Below are 14265 nucleotides of genomic sequence, written 5' to 3'. Positions count from 1 at the left end.
CGCAATGAATCTGAGCAAGGTCGACCTCAACCTTTTCATCGTCTTCGACGCGATCTACACCGAAGCCAACCTGACCCGTGCCGGGCAGATTGTCGGCATTACCCAGCCCGCCGTCTCGAACGCTCTGGCCCGCTTGCGCGAGACCTTCAACGATCCGTTGTTTGTGCGCACTGCCCAAGGCATGGTGCCGACGCCCATGGCCCAGAACATCATCGGGCCGGTGCGTAACGCCCTCTCCCTGTTGCGGGTGTCGGTGCAGGAAAGCCGCATTTTCAACCCGTTGCAAGCGGTCAAGACGTACCGCATCAGCATGACCGACCTCACCGAAGCGGTGATCCTGCCGCCACTGTTTCAGCGCCTGCGCCGCCTGGCGCCGACGGTGATCATTGAAAGTTTCCTGTCCAAGCGCCGCGAAACCACCAAGGAACTGGCGGCCGGGCGTCTCGACTTCGCGGTGGATGCGCCGCTCAATACTGACCCGCAAGTGCGCCACGTCAAGTTGATGGAAGACCGGTACGTGTGCGCCATGCGCAAGGGCCACCCAATGGCGGGCAAAGAGAAATTCACTCTGGATGATTATCTGTCGCTGACCCACATCCATATTTCCAGCCGCCGCAGTGGTCTGGGGCATGTCGACCTGGCACTGGGGAAAATGGGCATTCAGCGCAAAATCGCCCTGCGCTCCCAGCATTACCTGATGGCCTCGCAAGTATTGCAGCAGACCGACATGGTCATGACCGTGCCGGAGCGCTTTGCCCGTCGCAATGACTTGCACGCCTTCAGCTTGCCGGTCAATGACGTGCCGCCGGTGGAAACTCATCTTTACTGGCACGAAAGCACTGACCAGGACCCGGCGAACCGCTGGATGCGCGAGCAGATGATCGAGTTGTGCCAGCAGGTGACGGCGCATGAGAAGAAGCTTGAAAAGGTGTAGGACTTGATACCGAGGTGCTCCCATCGCGAGCAGGCTCACTCCTACAGGGGATCTACGGTGACTAGTCAATCTATGTCGGTGCAGAGATCTCCTGTAGGAGAGAGCCCGCTCGCGATGAGGCCCTTAAGAAAACCATAGACCCCAGCCCCTTGACGTAAACGTCAACCTGCCATTAGCTTAGCGCCATGACCTTTTTCGAGCGCTTCCATGAGCAGCCAGACCTATAGCATTTCCGACCTCGCCCGCGAGCTCGACATCACAACGCGGGCCATCCGCTTTTATGAAGAGCAAGGCTTGCTCAGCCCCGAGCGTCGCGGCCAGGAACGTATCTACTCGCCCCGCGACAAGGTCAGCCTGAAGCTGATTCTGCGGGGCAAGCGCATCGGCTTCTCCCTGGCCGAGTGCCGCGAGCTGATCGAGCTATATGACCCCACAGGCGGCAATCAGAAACAACTGCAAACCATGTTGAGCAAGATCGCCGAGCGCCGCGAGCAGCTGGAACAGCAGATGCTCGACATCGAGCAGATGAAGCTGGAACTGGATACCGCGCAGGAACGCTGCACTCAAGCGCTGGAACAGACCATCCAGAACCAGAAGGTTATTCAATAGGGCCACACAATCCCCTTGCAGGAGTGAGTCTGCTCGCGATAGCGCCGGATCAGTCAATACATGTGTTGAATGTAAATCTGCTATCGCGAGCAGGCTCACTCCTACAGGGTTATTTGAACATTCAGACAATCAACACAGGTCGATTCCCATGTCTCTACCCACCCACGTACGCATGGTCGAAGTCGGCCCCCGCGACGGTCTGCAAAACGAAGCCCAACCCATCAGCGTTGCCGACAAGGTTCAACTGGTCGACGCCCTGACCGCCGCCGGCCTCGGCTATATAGAAGTCGGCAGTTTCGTTTCCCCAAAATGGGTGCCGCAAATGGCCGGTTCCGCTGAGGTTTTCGCACAAATCCAGCGCAAACCCGGCGTGACCTATGGCGCCCTCGCCCCCAATCTGCGCGGGTTTGAAGATGCGATGGCGGCCGGGGTCAAGGAAGTCGCGGTGTTCGCCGCCGCGTCTGAAGCCTTCTCGCAACGCAACATCAACTGCTCGATCAGCGAAAGCCTGGAGCGTTTCGTACCGATCATGGACGCCGCCAAGCAACACGGCGTGAGCGTGCGCGGTTACGTGTCCTGTGTGCTGGGCTGCCCTTACGAAGGTAACGTCGCCCCCGAGCAAGTCGCCCGGGTCGCGCGCGAGCTCTATGCCATGGGCTGTTACGAAGTGTCGCTGGGCGACACGATCGGCACCGGCACCGCTGGCGCCACGCGCAAGATGTTCGAGGTGGTCGCAGCCGACGTGCCCCGTGAAAAACTCGCCGGGCACTTCCACGACACCTACGGCCAGGCCATGGCCAACATCTACGCCAGCCTGCTGGAAGGAATCTCGGTGTTCGACAGCTCCATCGCCGGCCTCGGCGGCTGCCCGTACGCCAAGGGTGCCAGCGGTAACGTTGCCACTGAAGACGTGGTTTACCTGCTCAATGGCCTGGGTATAGAGACCGGTATCGACCTGGATGCATTGATCCTGGCCGGCCAACAGATTTGCACGGTGCTGGGGCGTCCAAGCGGTTCGCGCGTGGCCAAGGCTCGCAGCGCACAGTGAGTGTGTCCGGGTGTTACCGCGTGGACACAAAGGTGGGCGCAAGCGAGTAACACGGAAACAGATTCCAGGGTTTTCCCTGATACGGAAAACCCTACAAAATCTTAAAGCATTGATTTTAAAGGGTTTTAAAAAGTTGGCACGGCTTCTGCTATCTCTACTGCATAACAAGAACAAAAAAAGCAGCAAACCCTAATAAAAATAAGACGTAACGACTCTGACATAACAAAAACAACACGGCAGAGACGCAGCTAACAGATTTTTTTGGAGAGGATGTGCTTTTCAGGGTGCTTTTCGGAGTTACCCGCAACCGGGCAGAGAACAATAAAACTACCCTCAGGTAGCTCCCGAACTGGTTGGATCGCTCAGCGAAAAAGTAGATCAGCGCTCAAAAAAATACGTTTGCTCTTGATCCCGGATGGGGATCGACAAAAACAGCGGTAAAGGGTCACGGTCACTAAAAACAAAAACAGACCGCCCCTCAATAATAAAAAAAGAGCACGCGCAACGACAAAATTAAAGGGGAGCTTCGGCTCCCCTTTGTGCTTTCCGGGATTTGTGATTTCCCCCGCTCTCTGTAGGAGTGAGCCTGCTCGCGATGGCGGCAGCACATCCAACATCGATGTCGACTGACTCACCGCTATCGCGAGCAGGCTTACTCCTACAGGGGGATGGGTTTAGCCTTTGTTTTCGCGCAGTTCTTCGATACTGATCTCACGCATCCGGAATTTCTGGATCTTGCCGGTCACGGTCATCGGAAACTCCTCCACAAACTTGAAGTAACGCGGCGTCTTGAAGTGCGCGATGCGCTCCTTGCACCAGGTTTGCAGTTCCTGCTCGGTGGCGCTGTGGCCCGGGTGGAACTTGATCCAGGCAACTATCTCTTCGCCATAACGCGAGCAGGGAATGCCGATCACCTGCACGTCCGCCACCGCCGGGTGGGTAAAGAAAAACTCTTCCAGCTCCCGCGGGTAAACGTTCTCGCCGCCACGGATGATCATGTCCTTGTTGCGCCCGGCAATGCACACGTAGCCTTCGTCGTTCATGCTCGCCAGGTCGCCGGTGTGCATCCAGCCGGCCTGATCGATGGCTTCCGCGGTGCCTTGCGGGTTGTTCCAGTAGCCGAGCATCACGCTGTAGCCACGGGTGCACAGTTCACCAATGGTGCCGCGCGGCACGAGATTACCGGCCTCGTCGATGATTTTGCTTTCCAGCTGCGGCTGGGTGCGGCCGACGGTGGTCACGCGTAACTCCAGCTCGTCTGACGGACCGGTCTGTAACGACACAGGGCTTGTTTCCGTCATGCCGTAGGCAATCTGCACTTCATTCATGTGCATTTCGTTGATGACCCGGCGCATCACTTCGATCGGGCACGTGGCACCGGCCATGATTCCGGTGCGCAGGCTCGACAGATCGAATTCGGCGCGCTGGGGCTGATCGAGCATGGCGATGAACATGGTCGGTACGCCATACAGCGCCGTGGCTTTTTCTTCGGCGACAGTGGTCAGGGTCAGCAATGGATCGAAGGCATCGTTCGGGTAAATCATCGTGCTGCCGTGGGTGATGCAGCCGAGGTTGCCCATGACCATGCCGAAGCAGTGATACAGCGGCACCGGGATCACCAGGCGATCATTAGCGGTCAGGCCGAGGCTTTCGCCGACCATGTATCCGTTGTTGAGAATGTTGTAGTGACTGAGGGTCGCGCCTTTCGGGAATCCGGTGGTGCCGGAGGTGTACTGGATGTTTACCGGTTGATCGAAATGCAGGCTGTCCTGGCGTTCGCGCAGCTGTTCATTCGAAACGCTGGCGGCCAGATCCGCCAATTGCGACCACGGCAGAAAACCTGAAGGTGGCTGCGCATCCAGGCTGATGACTCCGCGCAAATCAGGCAGGCGCTCACTGTGTAACTGTCCGATGGATTGCTCGGCCAGTTCGGGAACGAGCCCTTGCAGCATTCCGTGATAGTTGGATGTTTTGAACGCGCCGGCGCAGACCAGCCATTGGCAACCGGATTGTTTCAACACGTATTCGAGTTCGGAGCTGCGGTACGCCGGGTTGATGTTGACCAGAATCACGCCGATTTTCGCGCTGGCGAACTGGCTGATGCACCACTGCGCGCAGTTCGGCGCCCAGATGCCGAGTCGATCACCGGCCTGCAAGCCCAGCGCGAGCAGCGCTCTGGCATGCAGGTCAACGACCTCGGCCAGTTGCTGCCAGGTGTAGCGCAACTGTTGATGGCGCACGACCAGCGCCTCCCCGGTCGCCTGCTGCGCGACGGTGTTATCGAACGCCTGGCCGATGGTCATCGCCAGCAAGGCTTTGTCCTGGGAACCACGGGTATAGCTGCGCTGCGGGCTTGCACTGGGTTGATCCATGATGACCCCTATTGTCTTTATTAATGGGCTGGCGGCGCTCCCACAGGATGCCCGCGTTCTATCTTGAACTGGCTCTACTCTCGCTCAAGTTGACGTTAACGTAAAGGGTGATTGACAGCCATTCGTCACAGGCTTACGTTAACGTAAAGGTGAGAGCCGAATCATTGCCCTCCCCACCCTACAAAAAAGCCAAAAGGTGCCCCATGAGCTACCCATCCCTGAATTTTGCCCTCGGTGAAACCATCGACATGCTGCGCGATCAGGTTCAGTCCTTCGTCGCCAAAGAGATCGCCCCGCGCGCCGCTCAGATCGACATCGACAACCTGTTCCCCGCGGACCTGTGGCGCAAATTCGGCGACATGGGCCTGCTCGGCATTACCGTACCGGAAGAATACGGCGGCGCTGGCCTGGGCTACCTGGCCCACGTTGTGGCGATGGAAGAAATCAGCCGCGGTTCGGCGTCGGTGGCCTTGTCCTACGGCGCCCACTCCAACCTCTGCGTCAACCAGATCAACCGCAACGGCAACCACGAGCAAAAATCCAAGTACCTGCCGAAGTTGATCAGCGGTGAACACATCGGCGCCCTGGCCATGAGCGAACCGAACGCCGGTTCCGATGTGGTCTCGATGAAACTGCGCGCCGACAAACGCGGCGACAAGTACGTGCTCAACGGCAGCAAGACCTGGATCACCAACGGCCCTGACGCCAACACCTACGTGATCTACGCCAAGACCGACCTGGAAAAAGGTCCGCACGGCATCACCGCATTCATCGTCGAACGCGACTGGAAAGGCTTCAGCCGCAGCAACAAGTTCGACAAGCTCGGCATGCGCGGCTCCAACACTTGCGAGCTGTTCTTCGACGACGTCGAAGTGCCGGAAGAAAACATCCTCGGCGTGCTCAACGGCGGCGTGAAAGTGTTGATGAGCGGCCTCGACTACGAGCGCGTCGTGCTCTCCGGCGGCCCGACCGGCATCATGCAGGCGTGCATGGACCTGATCGTGCCGTACATCCATGACCGCAAGCAATTCGGCCAAAGCATCGGCGAATTCCAGCTGATCCAGGGCAAAGTCGCCGACATGTACACCCAACTCAACGCCAGCCGCGCTTACCTCTATGCGGTGGCCCAGGCTTGCGAGCGTGGCGAAACCACGCGCAAGGACGCTGCCGGCGTGATCCTCTACAGCGCCGAACGCGCCACGCAAATGGCCCTCGACGCAATCCAGATTCTCGGTGGCAACGGTTACATCAACGAATTCCCGGCCGGTCGTCTGCTGCGTGACGCCAAGCTGTACGAAATCGGCGCTGGCACCAGTGAGATCCGTCGCATGCTGATCGGTCGCGAACTGTTCAACGAAACCCGCTAAACGGAGCTGTCCATGGCTATCCTGCATACCCAGCTCAACCCCCGTTCGGCGGAGTTCGCCGCCAACAGCGCGGCGATGCTCAAACAGGTCGACGCCCTGCACACCCTGCTCGCCCAAGTGCAGCTCGGTGGTGGCCCGAAGGCTCAAGAGCGCCACACCTCGCGGGGCAAATTGCTGCCTCGCGAGCGCATCAATCGTTTACTCGATCCGGGCTCGCCGTTTCTTGAGATCAGCCAACTGGCGGCCTACGAGGTGTACGGTGAAGACGTTCCGGCCGCTGGCGTGATCGCCGGAATCGGTCGCGTGGAAGGTGTCGAGTGCATGATCGTCGCCAACGACGCCACGGTGAAAGGTGGTTCGTATTACCCGCTGACCGTGAAAAAACACCTGCGCGCCCAAACCATCGCCCAGCAGAACCGCCTGCCGTGCATCTATCTGGTGGACTCCGGTGGCGCCAACCTGCCGCGTCAGGATGAAGTGTTCCCGGATCGCGAGCACTTCGGGCGGATCTTCTTCAACCAGGCCAACATGAGCGCCATGGGCATTCCGCAGATTGCCGTGGTGATGGGTTCGTGCACCGCCGGTGGCGCTTATGTGCCAGCGATGGCCGACGAAGCAATCATGGTACGCCAGCAAGCGACGATTTTCCTCGCCGGTCCGCCGCTGGTAAAAGCCGCGACCGGTGAAGTGGTCAGCGCCGAAGACCTCGGCGGGGCCGATGTGCATTGCAAGATTTCCGGGGTCGCCGACCACTATGCCGAGAGCGATGAACACGCCTTGGCCATTGCCCGACGCAGCGTCGCCAACCTCAACTGGCGCAAGCTCGGCGAACTGCAACAACGCGCCCCGATTGCCCCGCTCTACGCCAGCGACGAGTTGTACGGCGTGGTCTCGGCGGACGCCAAGCAGCCGTTCGATGTGCGCGAAGTGATCGCGCGGCTGGTCGACGGTTCGGTGTTCGATGAATTCAAAGCGCTGTTCGGCACCACACTGGTGTGCGGCTTTGCCCACCTGCACGGTTACCCGATCGCGATCCTCGCCAACAACGGCATCCTGTTCGCTGAAGCCGCGCAGAAAGGCGCGCACTTCATTGAACTGGCCTGCCAGCGCGGTATTCCGCTGCTGTTCCTGCAAAACATTACTGGTTTCATGGTCGGCCAGAAGTACGAGGCCGGCGGCATCGCCAAGCATGGCGCGAAACTGGTGACCGCCGTGGCGTGCGCCAAGGTGCCGAAATTCACCGTGATCATCGGCGGCAGTTTTGGTGCCGGTAACTACGGCATGTGCGGTCGGGCCTACGACCCGCGCTTCCTGTGGATGTGGCCAAACGCACGCATCGGCGTAATGGGCGCCGAGCAAGCCGCCGGCGTATTGGTGCAGGTCAAACGCGAGCAGGCCGAGCGCAGCGGCCAAGGCTTCAGCGCCGAGCAGGAAGCCGAGATCAAACAACCGATCCTCGATCAATACGAAGAACAGGGTCACCCCTACTATTCCAGCGCACGGCTATGGGACGACGGCGTCATCGACCCCGCTCAGACCCGCGATGTGTTGGCCCTGGCCTTGTCCGCGTCGTTGAACGCGCCTATCGAACCGAGCCGCTTCGGCGTGTTCCGGATGTGATCGGGAGAAAACCATGAGCGACTTCAAGACCCTCGAACTGCTGACCGACCCACGGGGTTTCGCCACCCTGTGGCTCAGCCGTGAAGAAAAGAACAACGCGTTCAACGCAGAAATGATCCGCGAACTGATCCTCGCGCTGGACACCGTGGCCAGCGACGCCAGCCTGCGGTTCTTGCTGGTGCGTGGACGCGGCAAGCATTTCAGCGCCGGCGCGGACCTCGCGTGGATGCAGCAATCGGCCGAGCTCGATTACCACACCAACCTTGACGATGCCCGGGAACTGGCGGAGTTGATGTACAACCTCGCCAAACTGAAAATCCCCACCCTTGCCGTGGTGCAAGGCGCCGCCTTCGGCGGTGCGCTGGGCCTGATCAGTTGCTGCGACATGGCGATTGGCACCGACGACGCGCAGTTCTGCCTGTCGGAAGTGCGCATTGGCCTGGCGCCAGCGGTGATCAGCCCGTTCGTGGTGCAAGCCATCGGTGAGCGTGCGGCCCGCCGTTATGCGCTGACCGCGGAACGTTTCGGCGGGCAACGGGCGCGGGAAATCGGTTTGTTGTCGGAAAGCTATCCGGGCACCGAGCTGGAGCAGAAAGTCGATCAGTGGATCGACAACCTGTTGCTCAACAGCCCCGCTGCCATGCGCACCAGCAAAGACTTGTTGCGTGAAGTCGGCCACGGCGCGCTGACCCCGGCCCTGCGCCGTTACACCGAAAACGCCATCGCCCGCATCCGCGTCAGCCCTGAAGGTCAGGAAGGCCTGCGCGCCTTTCTGCAAAAACGTCCACCGAACTGGCAAGCCCCCACCACCAAGGAGCCACGTTGATGAGCGCACCTGTTCTCACCACCTTGCTGGTGGCCAACCGTGGCGAAATCGCCTGCCGGGTCATGCGTACCGCAAAGGCTCTGGGCCTGACCACCGTGGCCGTGCACAGCGCCACTGACCGTGACGCGCGACACAGCCGTGAAGCGGACATCCGCGTCGACCTCGGTGGCAGCAAAGCCGCCGACAGTTACCTGCAAATCGACAAGCTGATTGCGGCAGCCAAGGCCAGCGGCGCTCAGGCGATTCACCCGGGTTACGGCTTTTTGTCGGAGAACGCCGGGTTTGCCCGCGCGATTGAAGACGCCGGCCTGATCTTCCTCGGCCCACCCGCCTCGGCCATTGATGCGATGGGCAGCAAATCCGCCGCCAAAGCGCTGATGGAAACTGCTGGCGTGCCATTGGTGCCGGGCTATCACGGCGAAGCGCAGGACTTCGACACCTTCCGCGAGGCGTGTGATCGCATCGGTTATCCAGTGCTGCTCAAGGCCACCGCCGGCGGTGGCGGCAAAGGCATGAAAGTGGTCGAGGATGTCAGCCAGTTGGCCGAAGCCCTGGCCTCCGCCCAACGTGAGGCGAAGTCCTCCTTCGGCGACTCACGGATGCTGGTGGAGAAGTACCTGCTCAAACCGCGCCACGTGGAAATCCAGGTCTTCGCCGACCAGCATGGCAACTGCTTGTACCTGAATGAACGCGATTGCTCGATCCAGCGTCGCCACCAGAAAGTCGTCGAAGAAGCACCTGCGCCAGGCTTGAGTCCGGAGCTGCGCCGCGCCATGGGCGAGGCAGCCGTGCGTTCGGCGCAAGCCATCGGTTATGTCGGCGCCGGCACCGTGGAGTTTTTGCTGGATTCGCGCGGTGAGTTCTTCTTCATGGAAATGAACACGCGCCTGCAGGTTGAACACCCGGTCACCGAAGCCATCACCGGCCTCGACCTGGTGGCCTGGCAGATTCGTGTGGCCCGTGGTGAAGCGCTGCCAATGACCCAGGCCGAGGTGCCGCTGATCGGTCACGCGATTGAAGTGCGGCTGTACGCCGAGGACCCGGCCAATGATTTCCTGCCGGCCACCGGGCGTCTGGAACTGTATCGTGAATCCGCCGCAGGCCCGGGGCGTCGGGTCGACAGCGGTGTTGAAGAAGGCGATGAGATTTCGCCATTCTACGACCCGATGCTCGGCAAGCTGATTGCCTGGGGTGAGGATCGCGAACAGGCGCGGTTGCGCTTGTTGAGCATGCTTGATGAGTTTGCGATTGGCGGGCTCAAGACCAACATCAACTTCCTGCGCCGGATCATCGCGCACCCTGCGTTTGCCGCGGCAGAACTGGACACCGGGTTTATCCCGCGCTTCCAGGAGCAATTGCTGCCCGCGCCTTCGGACCTCAGTGATGCGTTCTGGCAAGCGGCCGCTCAGGCCGTTGCCCAGAGCCAGGCCGATTCACCGCGCGCAGATGACGTGAGTTCGCCATGGGCAATCAGCAATGGTTTCCGGGCTGGATTGCCGAAAGAAATCACCTTGCACTTGAGCTGCGAAGGCCAGGACCGCGCATTGACCCTGGGCGATGTCTGCACGGCCCAGCTTAAAGGCGAGCAATTGCTGACCGAACACCACGGTGTACGCCGCCAGCACCGAGTAATCCGTCGTGGCGACTCTGTTTATCTGCAATGGGAAGGTGAACTGCGCCGCATCGAGTCCTACGATCCGATCGGCGCCGTCGAAGCCAGCCACAGCCATCAGGGTGGGCTCACCGCCCCGATGAACGGCAGCATCGTGCGTGTGCTGGTAGAGGCCGGGCAAACGGTCGAAGCCGGGGCGCAATTGGTGGTGTTGGAGGCGATGAAAATGGAGCACAGCATTCGTGCGCCCCACGCGGGTGTGATCAAGGCCTTGTATTGCCAGGAAGGCGAGATGGTCAGCGAAGGCAGTGCATTGGTCGAACTGGAAGAAGCGTGAAATGAAGATCGGTCCTACGTTCCAGGAGGACCGATCTGATTAGAATTTGGCCGTTGCCTGAACCACTACGCCGAGAATTCGGCATTCATCGGTATAAAGGGCTTTCGGATACGTCGGATTGAGCGGGACCAGGTAACGCTGCCCGCCCTCTTCGATCAGCTTGCGAAACGTCGCCTCGGTGCTGTCCGACCACTGCGCGATCACCAGTTTTCCGGGCTCCGGCACAATGGCCGGGTCCACCAGGATCATCATGCCCTCGGCGATGCTCACGCCCGTGGGTGCCGTCATCGCATCACCCACGACCACCAGCCAGAACGCCGCGCCCTGGGCGCGGTAGTCGGTGAGTTCGAAGCGTGGCTTGCCGTAGACCGCCAGCTCACCGTCACGCAGCTGCATCGGCTCACGCCAGTCACTGACCGGGTAACGGAAGTACGGGTTGTACTTGTGCGTCAGGCAAGGCTCGTCGTCCTGCAAGACCTCCCGAACCACCATCGCCACTTCCAGAAAATCCATCCCGAGCGCGCGCAAGACACGATTCATGTCTTGAATGCTCGGCTGACGGCGTTTATTCAGCCAGTGACCCACGCCACCCTGGGACATCCCGAGGCGGTCGGCGAGTACCTCTTGAGTGACTTTGAGGTCACTCATCTTGGCTTTGACTAACTCAATCCATTTATCCATGTGCGGCACGATACGTGGGGTACTCCGACCAACAAAACACAACTTGTAGTATTTAAATTCCAGTCACAAATACAGTTCGTACTAGGATGGATTCACGGATCTGAATCTATCACGGAGCTTGCCATCGTCATGACGTTACCCAGCAATGACCTGCCAGATATGCACATCGATACCACCTTGACCTCGCCCAAAGGCAACGCCGCCGCACAGCGAGCGCTGGATTATTACTTGAAACCAACTGTGTCCGAACCCGCTGCCGTGGAGCGGTTCTTCGATGTGAACCCGGGGATCAGCGCAGAAGAGGCGCTGGTTCATGCCTCGGATTTGTTGCGATGTGCCGCGGCGACAGCACATGAATCAGCCAGCAACCTGAACGGTCCCAGTCGCGACCTGGCCTATTCGACGGTGCACATGATCGACATGGCGAAGGCGATGATCGATCGGTCTTTGCAAGCGCATCGGAACGCATGAAACGGGTGAGCGTTTGGGGAGGACAGGAAAGAGCTTTCCTGTCGCGCAGATAAAATCATTTGACTCTCAAACGAGAATGATTATTATTGCATTCAGCTGATCGCGAGATCAGTCGATTGTCCAAGTGACCTCAGGTCGGTCTCCTGGACTATCTCCTCATCAGGCTAATCACGGTTTTTAACCCGGCTTTTTGCCGGGTTTTTTTTGCCAGTTATTCTGGCTTTTACCTTCAGGCTAATGAAGTCTTTGGGGGCTGCAAATTCGATGGCGTGGATAATATCAAAGGAATATTGGTTGGCAAGAGAAGCCCGGCTTCATTGGGCCAAACGATTCTAAAAATAGCACTTGAGAATCAATCGCACAGTCTCTAAGCTGCGTCGGCGTCATGGAAGACGCCCCCTCTGCACCCCGCAATTCCCCTCGGTTTTACTTCGGCAAGCCGTCACGCTTTCGACTTTACTCTTGGCTGAACAACCTGCGATTCCTCACTCACTGCCGAGGTGACCATCGTCGCTATGATCGACTTCAGCGCCAACTGCCCGACCGGCTGCCCCTGACTGTCAGTGACCACCAATTCATCGAACCCCGCCTCAACCAGTCTTTTGACCGCTGACTCCAATGACGTCCCCATGGGTACGGTCAGCGTCGCTCCACCTTTCACCTGAACAATGGGCCGCATGATGGCTTCGACGCCGATCACCCGCCCCCGATTCACTTCTTTGACGAAGTTGGCAATGTAATCATCGGCAGGCGTCATGACGATTTCCTGTCGGGTGCCTTGTTGCACCACCTCACCGTCACGCAAGATCGCGATGCGATCACCAATGCGCAGTGCCTCATCAAGATCATGGGTAATGAATACGATGGTCTTCTTGATCTCTTTTTGCAGGTCCAGCAACACCGACTGCATGTCCATGCGGATCAGCGGATCCAGGGCCGAGAACGCTTCATCCATCAACAGAATAGGCGCATCACTGGCCAATGCCCGGGCAAGGCCGACGCGCTGCTGCATGCCTCCGGACAGCTGATTGGGATAGTGACTTGCGTAACCCTGGAGCCCTACCCGGTCCAACCAGCCTGTAGCGATTTCTACTTGCCTGTCACGGGACATGCCCTGGATCTCCAACCCATACACCGCGTTGTCGAGCACGGTGCGGTTTGGCAGCAGCGCGAACTTCTGGAACACCATGGAAATTTTATGTCGGCGAAACGCTCGCAAATCAGTCGGGCTCATTTTGAGCACATCCACGCCACCCACGATGACTTCGCCGGCGGTGGGTTCGATCAATCGGTTGATATGGCGGATCAAGGTCGACTTGCCCGAACCGGACAGCCCCATGATCACCTGAATCCCCCCGGACGGCATGCTGATATTGATGTCCTTCAACCCCAGCACATGACTGTGATTGCTCAGCAGTTCAGCCTTGCTCATGCCCTGCTTGACCCGCTCGATACTGGCCTGAGCCTGGTAACCGAAGATCTTGTAGAGATGCCTGATTTCGATGCCGAAATCGTTGGTCAGATCAGTGGCCATGAACCCTCTCCAAATGCTTTTGCAGTCTTCGGCCATAGGCTTGGCTGACTCGGTCGAAGATCACCGCAATACCGACAATAGCCAGCCCGTTGAAAATGCCCAGGGTGAAATATTGATTGGAAATAGCCTTGAGCACCGGTTGGCCCAAGCCTTGAACCCCGATCATCGACGCGATGACCACCATGGCCAGCGCCATCATGATCGTCTGGTTGATGCCGGCCATGATCGAGGGCAACGCCAAGGGTAACTGGACGTTTTTCAGTTTCTGCCAACTGGATGAGCCAAAGGCGTCGGCGCACTCCAGCATCTCGGCGTCAACGTGACGGATGCCGAGGTTGGTCAAGCGGATCATCGGCGGCAAGGCGTAGATCACAACCGCAATCAGCCCCGCGACCTTGCCAATCCCCAGCAACATCACCACTGGAATCAAATAGACAAAGCTGGGCAGGGTCTGCATCACGTCCAGTACCGGGCTGACAAGGTTCTGCAGACGGTTGGAACGGGCCATCGCGATCCCGGTCGGCAAGCCGATGACGATGGATATCACCGTGCAGACGAAGATCATCGACAGGGTCTTCATCGTGTCAGACCACATGTCCAGATAACCGATTGCCATCAGTGTGAACACGCAACCCAGGACAATTCTCCAACTGCGGCTGGCGAACCAGGCAATCAAGGCGACCAGCACAATGATGATTGGCCATGGCGTCGTGGTCATGAACCTTTCGGACTGATTGAGGAAAACCTGCAACGGCTGGAAAAAGGCTTCAAAGCTGTCGCCGTAAGTGCTGGTGAAGTTACGAAAGGCGCCATCGATGGCCTTTTTCAAGGCCCGGAGTCTTTCGTCCTCCATG

The 14265-nt window shown here is 59.0% G+C and carries 12 protein-coding genes; 8 read left to right on the top strand and 4 right to left on the bottom strand.

Features of this window, described 5'->3' with window-relative positions:
• Positions 1-4: 4 nt before the first annotated feature.
• From AB4N43_RS27070 to AB4N43_RS27060, 3 genes are all read left to right on the top strand, one after another.
• Positions 5-934: a LysR family transcriptional regulator gene (locus AB4N43_RS27070; RefSeq protein ID WP_027925070.1), complete on the top strand. Its 930-nt coding sequence runs from the start codon at positions 5-7 to the stop codon at positions 932-934.
• Between the two features lie 207 nt (positions 935-1141).
• Complete coding sequence (locus tag AB4N43_RS27065) at positions 1142-1543, top strand: MerR family transcriptional regulator (RefSeq protein ID WP_027925069.1); 402 nt, start codon at positions 1142-1144, stop codon at positions 1541-1543.
• 148 nt (positions 1544-1691) lie between these two features.
• Complete coding sequence (locus tag AB4N43_RS27060) at positions 1692-2591, top strand: hydroxymethylglutaryl-CoA lyase (RefSeq protein ID WP_027925068.1); 900 nt, start codon at positions 1692-1694, stop codon at positions 2589-2591.
• A 674-nt stretch (positions 2592-3265) separates the two neighbouring features.
• Here AB4N43_RS27060 and AB4N43_RS27055 read toward each other — a convergent pair.
• Complete coding sequence (locus AB4N43_RS27055; RefSeq protein ID WP_460152291.1) at positions 3266-4963, bottom strand: AMP-binding protein; 1698 nt, start codon at positions 4961-4963, stop codon at positions 3266-3268.
• A 203-nt stretch (positions 4964-5166) separates the two neighbouring features.
• Here AB4N43_RS27055 and AB4N43_RS27050 point away from each other — a divergent pair, with 203 nt between their 5' ends.
• The 4 genes from AB4N43_RS27050 to AB4N43_RS27035 are packed head-to-tail and all read left to right on the top strand — an operon-like array spanning position 5167 to position 10725.
• Positions 5167-6330 carry an isovaleryl-CoA dehydrogenase gene (locus tag AB4N43_RS27050; protein ID WP_007946948.1) on the top strand — a complete coding sequence of 388 codons (1164 nt, stop codon included), beginning with the start codon at positions 5167-5169 and terminating at the stop codon, positions 6328-6330.
• 12 nt (positions 6331-6342) lie between these two features.
• Positions 6343-7950 (top strand): carboxyl transferase domain-containing protein, encoded by a 1608-nt coding sequence (locus AB4N43_RS27045; protein ID WP_027925065.1) that lies wholly within the window; start codon positions 6343-6345, stop codon positions 7948-7950.
• Between the two features lie 13 nt (positions 7951-7963).
• The gene (locus AB4N43_RS27040; RefSeq protein WP_059182567.1) at positions 7964-8776 is read left to right on the top strand and encodes a gamma-carboxygeranoyl-CoA hydratase; all 813 of its coding nucleotides are present in this window, start codon (positions 7964-7966) and stop codon (positions 8774-8776) included.
• Positions 8776-10725 (top strand): acetyl/propionyl/methylcrotonyl-CoA carboxylase subunit alpha, encoded by a 1950-nt coding sequence (locus tag AB4N43_RS27035; protein WP_460152289.1) that lies wholly within the window; start codon positions 8776-8778, stop codon positions 10723-10725. The genes AB4N43_RS27040 and AB4N43_RS27035 overlap by 1 nt, the downstream gene beginning before the upstream one ends.
• 39 nt (positions 10726-10764) lie before the next feature.
• Here the strand turns inward: AB4N43_RS27035 and AB4N43_RS27030 are convergent, their stop codons facing one another.
• Entirely contained in the window at positions 10765-11406 is a 642-nt protein-coding gene (locus AB4N43_RS27030) for a LexA family protein (protein WP_460152287.1), read from the bottom strand.
• A gap of 129 nt (positions 11407-11535) precedes the next feature.
• Here AB4N43_RS27030 and AB4N43_RS27025 point away from each other — a divergent pair, with 129 nt between their 5' ends.
• Positions 11536-11877, top strand: coding sequence for a DUF6124 family protein (locus AB4N43_RS27025; RefSeq protein WP_027925061.1), 342 nt, complete (start codon positions 11536-11538; stop codon positions 11875-11877).
• A gap of 442 nt (positions 11878-12319) precedes the next feature.
• On the opposite strand, the gene AB4N43_RS27020 is transcribed toward AB4N43_RS27025, so the two are convergent.
• A complete protein-coding gene (locus tag AB4N43_RS27020; RefSeq protein WP_059182564.1) occupies positions 12320-13411 on the bottom strand; it encodes a quaternary amine ABC transporter ATP-binding protein in 1092 nt (363 codons plus the stop codon).
• Positions 13401-14264 carry an ABC transporter permease gene (locus AB4N43_RS27015; protein ID WP_371258955.1) on the bottom strand — a complete coding sequence of 288 codons (864 nt, stop codon included), beginning with the start codon at positions 14262-14264 and terminating at the stop codon, positions 13401-13403. Before AB4N43_RS27015 ends, AB4N43_RS27020 begins: the two co-directional genes overlap by 11 nt.
• Between the last annotated feature and the right edge of the window lies 1 nt (position 14265).

It is taken from the genome of Pseudomonas sp. S2_B07 (assembly GCF_054668435.1).
Note: the sequence above shows the minus strand (reverse complement) of the source record. Positions and strands in the feature narration are given on the sequence as shown.